The 13,883-nt window shown below is 71.4% G+C and carries 14 protein-coding genes and 2 pseudogenes; 7 read left to right on the top strand and 9 right to left on the bottom strand.

Annotated features, from left to right (window positions below):
* Window positions 1–226 precede the first annotated feature (226 nt).
* Together ACWDSJ_RS37470 and ACWDSJ_RS37465 are read right to left on the bottom strand one after the other, a co-directional pair.
* The gene (locus tag ACWDSJ_RS37470) at window positions 227–706 is read right to left on the bottom strand and encodes a nitroreductase family deazaflavin-dependent oxidoreductase (protein WP_450037602.1); all 480 of its coding nucleotides are present in this window, start codon (window positions 704–706) and stop codon (window positions 227–229) included.
* 18 nt (window positions 707–724) lie between these two features.
* Window positions 725–916, bottom strand: coding sequence for a hypothetical protein (locus ACWDSJ_RS37465; protein ID WP_387360717.1), 192 nt, complete (start codon window positions 914–916; stop codon window positions 725–727).
* A 135-nt stretch (window positions 917–1,051) separates the two neighbouring features.
* Here ACWDSJ_RS37465 and ACWDSJ_RS37460 point away from each other — a divergent pair, with 135 nt between their 5' ends.
* Together ACWDSJ_RS37460 and ACWDSJ_RS37455 are read left to right on the top strand one after the other, a co-directional pair.
* Window positions 1,052–1,480, top strand: coding sequence for a hypothetical protein (locus tag ACWDSJ_RS37460; protein WP_387360715.1), 429 nt, complete (start codon window positions 1,052–1,054; stop codon window positions 1,478–1,480).
* Window positions 1,481–1,497: 17 nt separating this feature from the next.
* Window positions 1,498–1,653 carry a DUF6131 family protein gene (locus ACWDSJ_RS37455; protein ID WP_387360713.1) on the top strand — a complete coding sequence of 52 codons (156 nt, stop codon included), beginning with the start codon at window positions 1,498–1,500 and terminating at the stop codon, window positions 1,651–1,653.
* On the opposite strand, the gene ACWDSJ_RS37450 is transcribed toward ACWDSJ_RS37455, so the two are convergent.
* Window positions 1,598–2,482: an alpha/beta fold hydrolase gene (locus ACWDSJ_RS37450; protein WP_450037600.1), complete on the bottom strand. Its 885-nt coding sequence runs from the start codon at window positions 2,480–2,482 to the stop codon at window positions 1,598–1,600. The genes ACWDSJ_RS37455 and ACWDSJ_RS37450 overlap by 56 nt on opposite strands.
* A gap of 54 nt (window positions 2,483–2,536) precedes the next feature.
* On the opposite strand from ACWDSJ_RS37450, the gene ACWDSJ_RS37445 reads away from it, so the two are divergent.
* The gene (locus tag ACWDSJ_RS37445) at window positions 2,537–3,184 is read left to right on the top strand and encodes a TetR/AcrR family transcriptional regulator (protein WP_450037599.1); all 648 of its coding nucleotides are present in this window, start codon (window positions 2,537–2,539) and stop codon (window positions 3,182–3,184) included.
* A gap of 7 nt (window positions 3,185–3,191) precedes the next feature.
* Here ACWDSJ_RS37445 and ACWDSJ_RS37440 read toward each other — a convergent pair whose 3' ends face one another.
* From ACWDSJ_RS37440 to ACWDSJ_RS37430, 3 genes are all read right to left on the bottom strand, one after another.
* Window positions 3,192–5,216 (bottom strand): neutral/alkaline ceramidase, encoded by a 2,025-nt coding sequence (locus ACWDSJ_RS37440; RefSeq protein ID WP_450037606.1) that lies wholly within the window; start codon window positions 5,214–5,216, stop codon window positions 3,192–3,194.
* A gap of 338 nt (window positions 5,217–5,554) precedes the next feature.
* On the bottom strand, window positions 5,555–7,945 hold the full coding sequence (locus tag ACWDSJ_RS37435) for a beta-glucosidase H (RefSeq protein ID WP_450037597.1): 2,391 nt from the start codon (window positions 7,943–7,945) through the stop codon (window positions 5,555–5,557).
* A 117-nt stretch (window positions 7,946–8,062) separates the two neighbouring features.
* Window positions 8,063–8,806 carry a TetR family transcriptional regulator gene (locus ACWDSJ_RS37430; RefSeq protein ID WP_450037604.1) on the bottom strand — a complete coding sequence of 248 codons (744 nt, stop codon included), beginning with the start codon at window positions 8,804–8,806 and terminating at the stop codon, window positions 8,063–8,065.
* A 95-nt stretch (window positions 8,807–8,901) separates the two neighbouring features.
* Here ACWDSJ_RS37430 and ACWDSJ_RS37425 point away from each other — a divergent pair, with 95 nt between their 5' ends.
* Window positions 8,902–10,035, top strand: coding sequence for an FAD-dependent monooxygenase (locus ACWDSJ_RS37425; protein WP_450037596.1), 1,134 nt, complete (start codon window positions 8,902–8,904; stop codon window positions 10,033–10,035).
* Here ACWDSJ_RS37425 and ACWDSJ_RS37420 read toward each other — a convergent pair.
* Entirely contained in the window at window positions 9,998–10,906 is a 909-nt protein-coding gene (locus ACWDSJ_RS37420) for a LysR family transcriptional regulator (protein WP_450037595.1), read from the bottom strand. The two genes, ACWDSJ_RS37425 and ACWDSJ_RS37420, sit on opposite strands and share 38 nt — an antisense overlap.
* 40 nt (window positions 10,907–10,946) lie before the next feature.
* Between ACWDSJ_RS37420 and ACWDSJ_RS37415 the strand changes: the two are divergent.
* Both ACWDSJ_RS37415 and ACWDSJ_RS37410 read left to right on the top strand, forming a co-directional pair.
* Window positions 10,947–11,659: pseudogene (locus tag ACWDSJ_RS37415) on the top strand (CatB-related O-acetyltransferase).
* Entirely contained in the window at window positions 11,656–12,051 is a 396-nt protein-coding gene (locus tag ACWDSJ_RS37410) for a DUF3224 domain-containing protein (protein ID WP_450037593.1), read from the top strand. Before ACWDSJ_RS37415 ends, ACWDSJ_RS37410 begins: the two are co-directional and overlap by 4 nt.
* Before the next feature lie 10 nt (window positions 12,052–12,061).
* On the opposite strand, the gene ACWDSJ_RS37405 is transcribed toward ACWDSJ_RS37410, so the two are convergent.
* On the bottom strand, window positions 12,062–12,718 hold the full coding sequence (locus ACWDSJ_RS37405) for a hypothetical protein (protein WP_387360699.1): 657 nt from the start codon (window positions 12,716–12,718) through the stop codon (window positions 12,062–12,064).
* Window positions 12,719–12,938: 220 nt separating this feature from the next.
* Complete coding sequence (locus tag ACWDSJ_RS37400) at window positions 12,939–13,313, bottom strand: hypothetical protein (RefSeq protein WP_450037591.1); 375 nt, start codon at window positions 13,311–13,313, stop codon at window positions 12,939–12,941.
* Between the two features lie 331 nt (window positions 13,314–13,644).
* On the opposite strand from ACWDSJ_RS37400, the pseudogene ACWDSJ_RS37395 reads away from it, so the two are divergent.
* Window positions 13,645–13,883, top strand: a pseudogene (locus ACWDSJ_RS37395) (hypothetical protein); the annotation flags it as partial.

The following is a 13,883-nucleotide window of genomic DNA, read 5'->3' as shown; positions in this document are numbered from 1 at the left end:
CACTTCACCTCGACCAACCACCCCACACCGTTAACACAACCAGCACATCGACTCACCCAAACCCACACAACCACTTACAGGACACGCCCTAGGCGCCCGCGACGGCCGCGTCCCCGGATCGGGACGCGGCCATTGTCGTAGGCGGACCCTGACCACCGCGCGCTCGACAGCGGCTTCGGAGTGCGGGACCGCGAGAATCATTGCGCCACAGCGCGATCGAGCGACGTCAGATCCGGGTCAGCTCGAACAACCGGAACTCCCGCCCCCGCGACAGGCGCGCCTCCATCAGGTACCCGGGCCAGTAGTCCACCGCCCGTTGCCAGGCCGCCGCACGCTCCTCGCCCGTCAGCCGCCGCACCCGCACCTTGAAACGCTCACCGCCGCTGTGCAATTCGGCGAATTCGGCGGCGGCGAGATTGGCCGACCACGCCGGGTGCTCGGGCCGCCCCCAGTTCGAACCGACCAGCAGATAGGTGTCGGCCCCGTCGGGGACGTAGAGCAGCGAAACCGTGCGCGGCGCACCGGTTTTGCGCCCGGCGACGGTCAATTCGATCGAGGGCAGCCCGGCGATGTCGAGCACGCCGTGCCGACCCTTGGTGAGGCGGCGGATCAGGCTCTCCAGTCGCGCGATCGCGGGCGCCGCCCGCATGACCAGCGGACGGCGAGCGAGCGCCCGGCCTACCGCGGGCAACGGATTTCTCGGCACGAGATCACCGTACCGCCGTCACCGCGCGGCGACACCGGCGTCGCGGATGATCTCGAGCACCTCGCCGTGGGTCAGCGACGAGGTGACCGTGATCGACTCCGAGCCGGGGTCGACGTCGACTCCGCTGGTGGTGTCCAGTCCGCGCAGCGTGCGCTCGGCGCGATCGGCCTCGTCGGCGAACCGCGGCAGCTGATAGGTGTAGGTGCCCATGGGATCTCCCGGGTACGAAGGGACTTCGTGATTCGGGTAGCACCCGCCCGATCGCTCAAACCCGGGTTTGACGGGCGTGCCGGTGGGCATTGCCGGAACACCACGATCCACCAACCATCGGGAATTGGAATTGTCATGATCGTATTGCTCGGGTTGATCATATTGATCGCCGCGGTGATCGTCGGCGTCGCCGCCGTGGTGGCGAACTCCGGCACCGCCCACGTGCTGTCGAGTGATTTCACCGTTTTCAACCAGCATTTCACGCCCACGCAGGGTGAGCTGTTCGCCGCCGGGGCCGCGGTCGGAGCGGTCGGGATGCTCGGGCTGGCGCTGCTGCTGGCGGGGGCGTTCTCCTCGGCGCGCCGGCACGCGGAGATCCGCCGCGAGCTGCGTCAGTCGCGGCGCGAAATGACCGCCGCGCGTAAGGATCTCGCCAATACCGCGCCCCAGCCCGCCGCCCGGCCGGTCACCGCTCAGCAGCGGACCGAGCCGCAGCGCAAGCCGGTCTGGTCCCGCAATCCGTTCCTGCGCCGCCAGGGCGACAGGGCAGCCACCCAATCCTGAAGGACCCGGAGTACATCATGATCATCGCTGGAATTCTGCTCATCATCGCGGGCTATCTGCTCGGCCTGCCGATTCTCACCACGATCGGCATCATCCTCGCCGTCATCGGCGCGATCCTCATCCTGCTGGGCGCGGTCGGCCGCCCGGTCGGGGGTCGACGCTGGTATTACTAGTGCCGACCAGGAAGTCGGCCATCGCTCCGGCGACGGCCTCGGGCTGATCGATCATCGATAGCACGTAGGCGTCGTCGATCTCGACGAGACGGCCCCCGGGCAGCAGATCTGCCAACCGGGGGCCGTGTTCGCGTGGCATGACCTTGCCCGCGGACGACCACAGCACCAACGCCTCCCCCGAGAACCCGCGCAGCGCTTCGGTATTCGCGATCAGCTCGGCCGCCGCGCTCAGCGTCCGCCCGTACTTGCGGACATCGCGCAGGACGCGCCGGTCGCGCAGCCCCGGTTCGGTCCAGCCGCGCACCAGCTCGTCCGGCAGCGAGGTGCGCGCCATCCACCCGAACAGCAGCGGCGTCTCCCGCAACCATCGAATCCGTAACTGCCGCACCGCCACTGTGAGTCCGCCCGGCACGCGCGCGGCCAGGACCGCCAGCTTGCCGGGCAGGCCGGGCGGGAAGTTGTCGAACGCCTCGCAGGGCAGCACGATCAGCCGCCCCACCCGCTCGTCCAGTCCGTACGCGGTGAGGAACAATCCGCCGCCCCAATCGCTGTGCACCAGCGTGACGTCCCGAAGGTCCAGCGCCGCAAGGAAATCCGCGATCACCCCGCACAGCCCGCGCAGGCTCAGATCGGCGTCGGGGCGCATCGGCTCCGGATGCGCGCCCAGCGGCAGCACCGGCCGCACGTACCGGAAGCCGGCGGGCAGCAGCGGCAGCACCCGATCCCACACGGTGTGATCCATCAGCAGCCCGTGCAGCAGCACCACCGGCGGCCCGTCGCCGTGTTCGACGTAGTGCACCCGTCCCGCCGTCACCTCGACCACCGGCATGGTCCACCTCCTCCTAGAACGATCACTCTAGAGCGCATGTTCTAGTGTGGGGGTATGGCGGAGAACGTGTCAACCACCCGGGATCGATTCCTCACCGCCGCGACCGAGCTCATGCGGCGGCAGGGGTACGCCGCCACCAGCGTCAAGCAGCTCACCGCCGCGGCGGGCGCGCCCATCGGCTCGCTGTATCACCACTTCCCCGAGGGCAAGCAGCAGGTCGCCGCGGCCGCGCTGCGCACCAGCGGCGCGGTCTACATCCAGTTGCTACCGCTGCTGATGGACCCGTACGACGATCTGCGCGAGGCGATTCCGGCCGCGTTCGCCGCCGCGGCCGAGGATCTCGAGCGGTCGGACTGGATGAACATGTGCCCGGTCGGCACGGTCGCGGGCGAGATCGCGGACAGCGAGCCCGCGCTGCGCGAGGTGGCCGCCGAGGTGATCACGTCGTGGATCGACCAGGGCACTGCGTATTTCGTGCGGCGCGGGCTGAGCCCCGAGGTGGCCCGCGAACTGCTGATCGCCATGCTCAGCGCGCTCGAGGGGGCGTTCATCCTCAGCCGGACGCTGCGCTCGGCCACTCCCCTCCACGCGGCCGGGCGGGCGCTGGCCGCCCACGTGGACAGCATGACCGGTCGCGGGCCCGCCGGAAAGACGCCAGAGCCGGGGGCAGACCTCGGCGAGCGAACCCGACGAGCCCGGTGAGCGGTTCTCAGCCGACGGTGAATTCGGGCGAGACGCCGCGGATCGGCGTGCGTGTCCCGGCCGCGTCGCGCAGATCTCCGAAGTACTCGACGCGGTAGCGGCCGGGCGGGGTCGTCGGCGGGATGGTCCAGTCGATGCGGATCAGGGAGGCCGCGGGCTGGCCGTCGGGGCGGGACCAGTGCAGTTCGGTGCACCAGTCGTTGTCGTCGTGCACGCGTCGCCAGTCGTCGCCCTCGCCGCGTCGCACCTCGAAATACGTTCCGCCGCTGTGGAAGTCGTTGTTGGGGTGGCCGCCGCAGAAGGTGACCGACGCGGTCGCGCCCGGCGGGTAGCCGGTGGCGGGCGCGGCCACGACCGCGCCGAAGGCGTATCCGGCGACGGGCTCGTCCGGCGGCACGGGCGGCAGCAGATTCGGCTGCGGTCCGTCCGTCCAGTCCAGGGGCGCCGGGCCGCGGCCGGGATCGATGCGGGCCGCCACCGCGCGGGCGAGGCGGTCGAATTCCTGGAGGTACGCCGAGAGGGTCCAGCGGCCGAACAGCGTCTCCCCGCCCTCGTACTGCTGCGCGGTGTACTCCTCGGGGGTGGTGACGTAGCCGCAGTAGCCGTTGGCGTAGCCCTGGACGAGCACGTTATCGATGGATGTGCCGAGCGCGCGGGCGACCACACGCCGAATCCGCAGCCCGGAGACCACCGTGTATTCGGCCGGGCCGCACGCGAGGACGAGTTCGCCGAGCCGCACGATCTGGATCGGCACCACCTGCGGCACCCACGGCCGCGGCGGCAGCACGCCGAGCGGCGCGACGATGAGCTTGGGCGACTGCGCGTCGCGCATCCACTGCTCGATCGGCGCGTCCGTCCCGCCGAGCGCGGCGACCACGGGATTGCGCTCGCCCTCGAACAGGAACGGCAGCTGGGTCTTCCAGTTGTCCTCGGAACTGGTGGCCGCCGCCGCTGCGCCCATCATGGCCGGGGTGGTGCGCACGGGTCTGCCGTCGGGGGTGTAGTCGCCGTCGACGGCGGTGTCGGCCATGTTCACATAGCGCAGCGCGGTGTCCACCCCGCCGCTCGCCATGGGTCGCGCGGACGCGAAAGCCGCACGCGCGCACTGGTATTGGCGTTCGCCGAGCAGCGCGCAGTCGGCGCGATTGCCGCCGGTCGGGCCGGTCGGATGCCAAGGCGTCACGGCGAGATTCGGGGTGATGTCGCCCGGGTTGGTCTGGGCGAACGCCGCGACGAAGGCGGGCGGCCCGTCGAGGTGCCGCACGCCCATCTCGTCGTGCTCCCAGCGGTAGCTCGCGTAACCCTTGTTGTCGGCGGAGATGAGGGTGTTGTGGTCGGTCAGGGAGGTGCCGTGGGTGGCGAACCAGGTGATCGCGCCGACGTCGCGGCCGCCCTGCCGCAGCCGCAGCACGGTGACCGCGGGGTCGATGCCGTCGGGGAACTCCGCGGTGTCCTCCGGCGGATTCAGATCGAAGGCCGAGCGGGAGCGATTGGCCGACGCGTCGCGCAGTTCGCCGCGCCCGAGCAGCAGGGCGCCCGGGGCGAGCCGCTCGTGCGCGGCGGCGATCGCGGCCACGATGCCGTCCACCTCGGCATCGTGCGAATTCCGCTGGAAGCCGTAGGCCGCAAGCGAATACGCGTACTCCCGGGCGGTGCCGCCGCAGGAGTTGTGGTTGTGGGTGGCGTTGAGATTCACGTTCCGTTCGGTGTACAGCCCGCCGAAGCGCTCGGCCAGCCGCCGCAGCACGGCCTGGTGCACCGACTGGAACAGGCAGGCGATATCGGCGGTCACGAACGCGACGCGGTCGCCGGTGGCCCGGTCGACGATCACGTAGGCCCGCGCCCAGCAGCGCATGAGCAGGCCGGTGGCCACCTGGTCGAGTTCGGAGTAGCCCATCATGCCCTGCCCGGCGACCGCCCCGGTGACATCGGCCATGCCGCAGCCGATCAGATAGTCCTGCCCGTCCGGGCTCGCCCCGGCCGGCACGGGCACGCGCGCGGCCAGCACCGCGCCGGCGCCGGCGGCCAGCATCGTTCGCCGGGAGAACGTCACATGTGCTCCTGAGGGTTCCGGGGACGTCGCCGTCGCTGCGAATACCTGATTCGGCGAAGCGTACTGGTCACTCGTCCAGTACGCCAGCGCACGAGCCGCGAACGATCATCCCCGAAAGATGTGGCCGCCCGGCCGGATCGGAAGGATCCGGCCGGGCGGCCGCCCTCACGGGCGTCGCCTGGCACGGCCCTGGTGCGCCAGGCGACGCGTCGAAACCTACAGCCGCCCAGCCGGACTCACAATGACCCGACCCACACTCTCACGGGTTTCGCGGACGATTGTCAGCGCATTCTCAGTGACGGTACGCCAGGGGTGTGCTAACGAGCGATGTCGGCGGTGAGCGGCAGGTCCGCGACGGAGGTGCCGACGTGCAGGGTGAAGGTTCCCGGTTCGGTCGCCCATCCGCCGGCGGTCCAGTGTTCGAAGGCGCGGTGCGGCAGGGCGATGGCGATCTCGCGCGATTCGCCCGGGTCGAGGGTGAGGGTCGCGAAGGCGGCGAGCCAGCGCACCGGGCGGTCGATCGCGCTCTCGGGGCGGGACAGGTACGCCTGGACGACCTGTTTGCCGCGGCGGTCGCCGGTATTGGCGACGGTGAGGGTCGCGGTGTCGGCGGTCGCCGAGAGGTCGCTCAAACGCCATGTGGTGTAGCCGATTCCGTGTCCGAACGGGTAGGCGGGCTCGACGCCCGCGCGCAGCCAGGCGCGGTAGCCGATATGGATGCCCTCCGCGTAGCGCAGGACGCCGTCCGCGTCCGGGGTGGTGTTCAGCACCGGGACATCGGCCATGGTCGCGGGCCAGGTGGTGGGCAGGCGGCCGCCGGGTTCGCGGGCGCCGGTCAGCACGTCGGCGAGGGCCGCGCCGAACTCCTGGCCCGGGAACCACGTCAGCAGCACCGCGGCCACGTCGTCGCGCCACGGCATCTCCACGGGCGCACCGGAATTCACGACGACGACGGTCCGGGGATTCACGGCCGCCACGGCGGCGACCAGCTCGTCCTGACGGCCGGGCAGGCGCAGCGTGGTGCGGTCGACGCCCTCGCTCTCGATGAGTTCGGTGGTGCCGACGACGACCACCGCGGCCTCGGCGTGCCGGGCGGCCTCGACGGCGGCGTCGAATTCCGCCCGCTCGCCGCGGCGGGGGCGGTCGGCGACGAGCGCGACGCCGAGCAGGACGCCCAGGCCCGGGACGGGATCGGGGACGTCGATGGTGATCCGCACGTCCACGTCCTGTCCGGCGTGCAGGGTGCGGGTGACCGCGCGCTGGGGCGGATCCAGCAGGGCGGCAAGGAAATCCGAGCCCGCCGGGGTCAGCGTCTCGTCGACGGCGGTCTCCCCGTCGAGGTAGAGCCGGACGTGGCCGAGCGCGCCGGTGCCGATCCGCCACTCGCCGTCGGCGTCGGCGCGCAGGCGGGCGCGCAGTTCGAGGGTGGTGGCGCGGGCGGCGGCCGGGTCGCCGAACAGGACGAGGCCGCCCGCGAGGCGGTGCTGGGTGTCGATGATCGCGTCGCCGTCGAGGTAGCGCAGGCTCAGGCCGGGGGTGCCGGTGTCCGGATCGGTGAGCAGTTCGAGCGGGGCCGGGGCGAGCGAGTCGGTGACCCGGACGCCGGGCGTATGCACCACGGGCACAACGCCTTTGAGCCCGTCGAGCGGGGTGGTGACGTGGCTCGGGATGACCGTGGCGCTGCCGCCGCCCATCAGCCGCGGTTCGGCCGCGCCGGGTCCGAGCAGGGCGATCCCGGCGCCCGGGGGCAGCGGCAGGACGCCGTCGTTGCGGACCAGCACCATGGCGTCGGCGGCGACCCGGCGGACGAGGGCCTGGGCCTGTTCGTCGGTGAAAGCCGGTGTCGGAGCGGGCTTGTCGCGCAGTCCGCCGACGCGGGCGGCGAACCGCAGGATGCGGCGGACCTTGTCGTCGATGGCGGATTCCGGCACGGCGCCCGCGCGCACCGCCTGTTCGAGGGGGTCACCCCACAGCATCGGCGGGCCGGGCATGCAGAGGTCGGTGCCGTGGGCCGCGCCCTCGGTGCTGCGCACGGCCGTCCAGTCCGAGACCACCACGCCGTCGAATTCCCAACTGCCCTTCAATGGTTCGTCCAGCAGCGGGTTCTCGGTCATGGTGACCCCGGCGACGGAGTTGTAGGCCGCCATCACCATCCACGCTCCCGCCGCCACGGCGCGTTCGAACGGATACAGGTACAGCTCCCGCAGGGCCCGCTCGTCCACCCGCACGTCCACGGTGAACCGGTCCGTCTCCGAATCATTGGCCACGAAATGCTTGGGACAGGCCCCCACCCCGTGCCGCTGCACCGCCGCCACGTAGGCCACGGCCATCTCCGCGGTCAGCATCGGATCCTCGGAGTAGCACTCGAAATGCCTGCCGCCCAAGGGCGATCGGTGCAGATTCACGGTCGGCCCCAGCACCGCGTACACATCCTTGCGCCGCGCCTCCGCCGCGATCAGCGCCCCCACCTCGGCCAGCAACTCCCGATCCCAGGTCGCCGCCAGCGCGGTCCCCGAGGGCAGACTCACCGACGGATCCCGCTCGTCCCAGTCCTCCCCCCGCACCCCTGTGGGCCCGTCGGAGATCACCATCTCCCGCAACCCCACCCGCGCGTCCCCCGCCATCCGGAACAATCCGGCCCCCGAGATCAACCGCACCTTCTCGGCCAGCCCCATCCCCGACACCACCCGATCGACCGACTCGTCCACGCATACTCCTGCCGTCGCGTCCATCCCCGACCGACCACTCGGTAGGCCATCCCGAGGCTACCGAGGGATCGGCGCGGAGCCGGGCAGCAACACCCGGGCGTCTCGAAATTCGGATCGTTATCGAGACTCCGCGGCGAGACGCCGGTAGAGCGTGGCGCGGGAGACGCCGAGCCCGGCGGCGATGTCCGCGATGGACTCTCCCGACGCGCGGCGGCGGCGAGCGGCTCGGACCATCTCGTCGGTCACCACGCCGGGACGGCCGCGACGCGCGGAATCCGTTGCGGCGGAGGCTGTTCGGGGCGGCGCGGGAATACCTCCGGACACGGGGGCCGTGGCGCCGAGGAGGCGGCGGGCGCCGTCGAGGACGGCCGCGCGCAGCGCGTCGCGGGGCTGGTCGGCGAAGAAGACGATCGGGTCGCTCAGCGCCGCGTAGACCTGCGCGGCCCGGACGCGATCGGCCAGCTCCGGGGCGGGCCCGGCGAGGAGCTCCTGGACCGAGACGGCCAGGTCGCGCATGCGCGCGAAGGTCTCCGCGTCCTCGGACAGCGACTGGTCGCGCAGGTGAACGCGCAGCAAGCGGGCGTGCGAGAGCCAGACGTCCACGAGCGCCTCGAGGACCGCCCAGCCGCGGGCCGCCGGATCCTCGATCGCCCGCGCGGCCTCGACGACGGCCTCGCTCTCGGTCAGCAGCGGCTCCACGAGCGCGGCGAGGATGTGCGACTTGCTCGGAAAGTGGTACAGCACGGCGGTTTTCGTGAGACCCACCCCTTCGGCGATCTCCCGGACCGACACCGCGTGGGCGCCGCGCTCGGCGAACAGCTCGAGCGCGGTCCGCAGGATACGAGCGCGCGAATCATCCATCACGACGCCGATCCTACCCCTTGACTGACCATCGGTCAGGGGCCTACAGTCGAGTCACTGACCGATGGTCAGACTTTTTGAGACAAGGAGTCGTCATGCGGAACGAACGGGTACTGATCTCCGGCGCGGGCATCGCCGGGCAGGCGCTGGGATATCTGTTGGCGCGCAACGGATTCCGGCCGACAATCGTGGAACGGGCCGGAACGCTGCGCCGCGGCGGGCAGGGGGTCGACATTCGCGACGAGGCCCTCGAGGTCGTCGAGCGCATGGGCATCCTGGCGCGCGTGCGGGCGGCGGGGGCCGATGTGCTCGGGATGCGGTTCGTCGACGCGGCCGGGGCACGCGTCTCGGAGGTGCGACTGCGCCGGCCCGGGGACGAGCCCGCCGCCGAGGTGGAGATCATGCGGGGCGATCTGATCGAGCTCCTGCACGAGATCGGCAGCGGCGCTGTGGAATACCGCTTCGGCGATTCGATCGAGGCCCTGGAGCAGGATCGCGACGGGGTCACGGTCACCTTCGAGCACGCCGCGGCGGAACGCTTCGACCTCGTGATCGGCGCTGATGGATTGCATTCCCGGGTCCGCCGCCTGGCCTTCGGCCCCGAGCGCGACCACGCCCGCCACATGGGTCACTATTTCGCCTTCGGCGACGCCGACGCGAGCCTGGGGCCCGATCGCTGGGTCACCATGTACAACGCCCCCGGCGCGATGGCCGGTCTCTACCGGTCGGGCAACCACCCACAGGCCAAGGCGTACTTCATGTTCCGCAGTCCGCGGCTGGACCTCGACCCGCGCGATCCCGCCACCGCCCATCTGCTGCTCACCCGGCATTTCGGGCACCGCACCGCCTGGCAGATCCCCCGCCTCCTCGACGGCGTCCTCGCCGACCCCGACCTGTACTTCGACTCCCTCACCCAGATCCGCATGTCCGCCTGGTCCACCGGCCGCGTCGCCCTCGTCGGCGACGCCGCCTACTCCCCCTCCCCCGCCTCGGGCGCCGGAGCCGAACTGGCCCTCGTCGGTGCCGACCGCCTCGCCGCCGCCCTCACCGCCGCCGACGGCGACCACCAGCAAGCCTTCCCGCGCTACACCGCCACCCATCTCCCCCTCACCCGCACCAAGCAGCGGCTCGGCCCCAACCTCCGCCTCATGATCCCGAAAACCCACGGCGGCATCGTGTTTCGCAATGCCCTCACGCGCCTTCCGATGCCCCGACCGCTCGGTGCGTAGCGTCGAGGGAGACCGCGTCGGCGAACGCCCGGAGCAACGGGCCCTCGGCGGCGGTGCGCCACACGAGGGCCCATCGGCAGGGCGGCGCGTCGCGGATCGGGACGAATGCCAGTCCGGGCCACGGGTAGAAGTCGGCCGCCTCGCCGGAGACGGCGGCCACGCATCGGCCCGCCGCCACCGCGTTGAACAACTCGTGCAGGGTGTCGACGCGCGGGCCGCGCCCGATCGGCCGGCCCGACGGGGTGTGGAACGGGTTGAGGACCTCCTCCATGTACGCGGGGATCGAACCGCCCGCGACCACCACACAGTCGCCGAGATCCTCCCGGGTGATCGCGTCGCGAGCGGCGAAGGGATGCGCGGCGTCGACCATCAGCAGCACCGGGGAACTGTGGGTGACGGGACCGACGGTGAGATCCGGCTCCCGCACCGGCAGCCACACCAGCGCGATATCCACCTCGCCCGCCCGCAGCGCGTCCAGCGGGCCGGACGGCTGGATCTCGCGATGGCGGATCTCCACGCCGGGGTGGCGCGCGCGGAACAGATCGATGCCGTCGGCGAGCGCCGCCCCGTGCGGACCCATCGTGCCCAGCGTCAACACGCCCGCCAAACCGCGCGCGGCGGCGGAGACGCTCTCGACACCCGCCATGATCTGCCGGTATCCCGCCGACAGCTCGCGCCGCAACTGCTCCCCCAGCGGCGTGAGCCGCACCGTGCGCGTGGTCCGCTCGAACAGCCGGCCCCCGATCCCGCGTTCCTGCTTCCGGATCGCCTGACTCACCCGCGCCGGGCTGATGTGCAGGCGCTCGGCGGTGCGGCCGAAGTGCAGTTCGGTCGCCAACGTCAGGAAGATCTCGATATCCCGCAGTTCCACCAACAACCTCCACACCGTGAAGCCCCACGTTAACAATCCGATGCGCGAACGCTCCTTTTTCGGGGGTCGCGCGGCGACCAGACTGGCTCGCGTGGCACCGAATCCGACGACCCCGCATCCGCTGCCCGCACACGAGCGGGTGGTGTTCCTGAAGGCCCTGGTCACCTCGCCGCGCATCGTGGTGGGCGAGTACACCTACTACGACGACCCCGACGGCGCGACCGAGTTCGAGCACCGCAACGTGCTCTACGGCTACGGCCCGAACGACTGGTCATCGGCCGATACTGCGCCATCGCCGCGGGCGCCCGCTTCCTGATGGCCGGTGCCGAGCATCCGACGATGGGGGTCTCCACCTTCCCGTTCACCATGTTCGGCGGCGACTGGGCGGAGCGGACCCTCGACCTCGTCACCGCCATGCCCAGCCGGGGGGATACGGTGATCGGCAACGACGTCTGGCTCGGCTACCGGTCCACCGTCCTGCCCGGGGTCACCCTCGGCGACGGCGCGATCGTCGCGGCCGGGTCCGTGGTGACCGCCGACGTCGCGCCCTACACGATCGTCGGCGGCAATCCCGCGCGCCCGATCCGGCGGCGCTTCGCCGACGACGACATCGCCGCCCTGCGCCGCGCGGCCTGGTGGGACTGGCCGGTGGAACTCGTCACCGAGCACGCCCGGACCATCATGGCCGGAACCCCCGCCGAGATCGCGCGCATCGCCGCCGATCACCGACTCGAACAGGAGCTCACGCAATGACCGAGACGCATGAAGCGCGGACCGTCGAAGCACCGTTCCGGATCGTCGAATTCGACGAGACGATCTACGACCAGCCGCAGGCCGGGCCGAAACTGACCCGGGTGCGGATCCGCAAACGCTACGAAGGCGTCCTCGAGGGCACCGGTGTGGTGGAAGTGCTTACCGCCCAAGGCGATTCCGGCGCGGGATTCGTGGCCTCCGAGCGGATCGAGGGCGTTCTCGACGGGCGCCGAGGAACCTTCGTCATCCAGCACGGCGGCCTCGCCGAGGGAACCTCCCAGAGCACCTTCGGCGCCATCGTCCCCGGCTCCGGCACGGGCGAGCTGGCCGCGATCTCGGGGCGGGCCGTCGAGGACCGCCGGGAGGTCCTGACCCTCACCTACACGCTCTGAGCACCGGCGCTCAGCGCGGCGGAATATCGATCCGGGTGATCAGCGTGACATCGGATTGCGTTGTGGTGGTGACGATCTGGCGGTACACGCGGCTCGTCTGATCCGGGCGCGATTCGGTGACCCGCACATCGAACCGGCCGTCGGGAACGGGGGTGATCTCCACGCAGTGGTGGGTGCCCGCGGGAATCGTGGCGATACCCAGATCGATGACCTGCGGCGGGGAGACCCAGGCGTCGGGCGTGGTGACGGTGCGGGCGAGCGCGCCGGAGCGGGCGACGTAGTAGGCGTGCTGGAAGGCGAGGATGGCGTCGGGGCCCGAGGCGGTGGAGCCGACGCCGTTGCCGCGCACCAGATCCGGGGTGCGGGTGGGATCGCAGCCGGGGGCGCCGCCCAGGCCGATGTCGCCGGTTCTGACCAGTGCCTCGGGAACGGCCTGCTGCACGTGCATCTCGGCGCGCGCCAGCGCGACCCCGCCCGCGACCGCCGCGGTGCCGATCATGGCGAACGAACCGAACAGCACGCGGCGGCCGCGGCGGGCGGTCGGCAGGGCGTGGCGGCGACGGGGCTGGGGCGGCGGAATCATGCCGGGCCACACCGTTTTCACCGGGGCGGCGGCCCGCATCCTCCCGGCACGACGCGAGCCGCTGAATTCGGTCTCCGACGACATGGCCTCGCCGCACCCCCTTTCGCGATTCCGTCCCGCCGCAGCGCTATCAGGTTGGGCGCTAACAACATTGCATATCGGCGTCCGGTCCGCTGGGTGAATGCCCAAGTCGAAGGCATGATTTCGATGAAAGTTACCCACCCGGGCCGGAATTCACGCCCAGGTCCGGAACTCCCGGTAGGTTTTGCGGCGCGAGAGACGGGAGAGGTTTCGGCGACCGCCCTCACTCCTCGACGGGAAAGAAGGACTCCCCGTCCTCCGGCGTCCCGTCGATCTGTCCGGCGTGCTCGCGCGTCGGCGAGGCGTCGTGCCCCCGCGTATCGGGCCGCACCTCGTCCAACCCCTCGACACCGGTTCCCGAATCCTCGTCCTCGACCGGCCGCCGCCGCTCCCCCACGTCCGGCTCCTCCTGCGCGAGCCGGTCGGCCAGCGGCTCCCCCTCCCGCTGTTCGCGCGACGTCATCCCGTACCGGTCCGCGCCGGTCCAGTCGTCGGGCGGATCGACCACGGCGTCGCCGTCGCGGTTGCGCACCTCGTCGGAGTCCAGGCTCTCGGTGGAATCCAACATGTCCTCGTCGGGCTGGCCTCGATCGTTCATGTCTGCGTCGTTCCCGCGCATCGTCCCGGCAAACACCGGGTCGCCTCCCCCTGGTGTGCTCGTCCGCGGTCGCACGAGACGCCGACCGCGGGCACGCCCGAATCCCCTACCCCTGCGAGGTTTAGGGGGCGACCGGTTCGGGTAGCGGCTGCGGTGCCGTCCGGTTATGCTCGTGCCGAAATTCGAAAGAGCCTGGCAGCGCACGTGTTTCGGCCCGCCCGTCCGCGGTCCACGATTCGGGGGAGCTGCGGGCGTCGGGAATGCGAGAGTGCGGAACGTGTCAGGACCTGTGCACACACCCGAGGGGGGTCGTACCCGCGGCGGAGCCGTGGTGGCCCGGGTCACGCTCACCTTCCTGTTCTGCGCGGTGCTCGCCGCGACCGTCGTGGCGGTGTCCGCACTGCTCGCCCCCGACTCGGTCCGCCTGCCGCTGGCCATCGGCGGCGGCGTCGCGGCGCTGCTGCTGTGCGTCGCGATCGCCGCGCCATCCGAGAACACCACCGCGACCGCGACGATGCGAGCGGTGGAGTACGACCGCTACGGCGGGCCGGAGGTGCTCCGAATCCGGCG

This window comes from Nocardia sp. NPDC003482, assembly GCF_053588115.1.
The sequence above is the reverse complement of the archived record's forward strand: the minus strand, read 5'-3'. Positions and strand labels throughout refer to the sequence as shown.

Bases quoted from the DNA above. Each gene is read 5' to 3' on its own strand.
- ACWDSJ_RS37405 (WP_387360699.1), bottom strand. From the start codon at position 12,718: ATGTCGTCGGAGACCGAATTCAGCGGCTCGCGTCGTGCCGGGAGGATG.
- ACWDSJ_RS37425 (WP_450037596.1), top strand. From the start codon at position 8,902: ATGCGGAACGAACGGGTACTGATCTCCGGCGCGGGCATCGCCGGGCAG.
- ACWDSJ_RS37440 (WP_450037606.1), bottom strand. From the start codon at position 5,216: ATGCTGGCCGCCGGCGCCGGCGCGGTGCTGGCCGCGCGCGTGCCCGTG.
- ACWDSJ_RS37430 (WP_450037604.1), bottom strand. From the start codon at position 8,806: ATGGATGATTCGCGCGCTCGTATCCTGCGGACCGCGCTCGAGCTGTTC.
- ACWDSJ_RS37450 (WP_450037600.1), bottom strand. From the start codon at position 2,482: ATGCCGGTGGTCGAGGTGACGGCGGGACGGGTGCACTACGTCGAACAC.
- ACWDSJ_RS37465 (WP_387360717.1), bottom strand. From the start codon at position 916: ATGGGCACCTACACCTATCAGCTGCCGCGGTTCGCCGACGAGGCCGAT.
- ACWDSJ_RS37400 (WP_450037591.1), bottom strand. From the start codon at position 13,313: ATGAACGATCGAGGCCAGCCCGACGAGGACATGTTGGATTCCACCGAG.
- ACWDSJ_RS37445 (WP_450037599.1), top strand. From the start codon at position 2,537: ATGGCGGAGAACGTGTCAACCACCCGGGATCGATTCCTCACCGCCGCG.
- ACWDSJ_RS37460 (WP_387360715.1), top strand. From the start codon at position 1,052: ATGATCGTATTGCTCGGGTTGATCATATTGATCGCCGCGGTGATCGTC.
- ACWDSJ_RS37410 (WP_450037593.1), top strand. From the start codon at position 11,656: ATGACCGAGACGCATGAAGCGCGGACCGTCGAAGCACCGTTCCGGATC.
- ACWDSJ_RS37455 (WP_387360713.1), top strand. From the start codon at position 1,498: ATGATCATCGCTGGAATTCTGCTCATCATCGCGGGCTATCTGCTCGGC.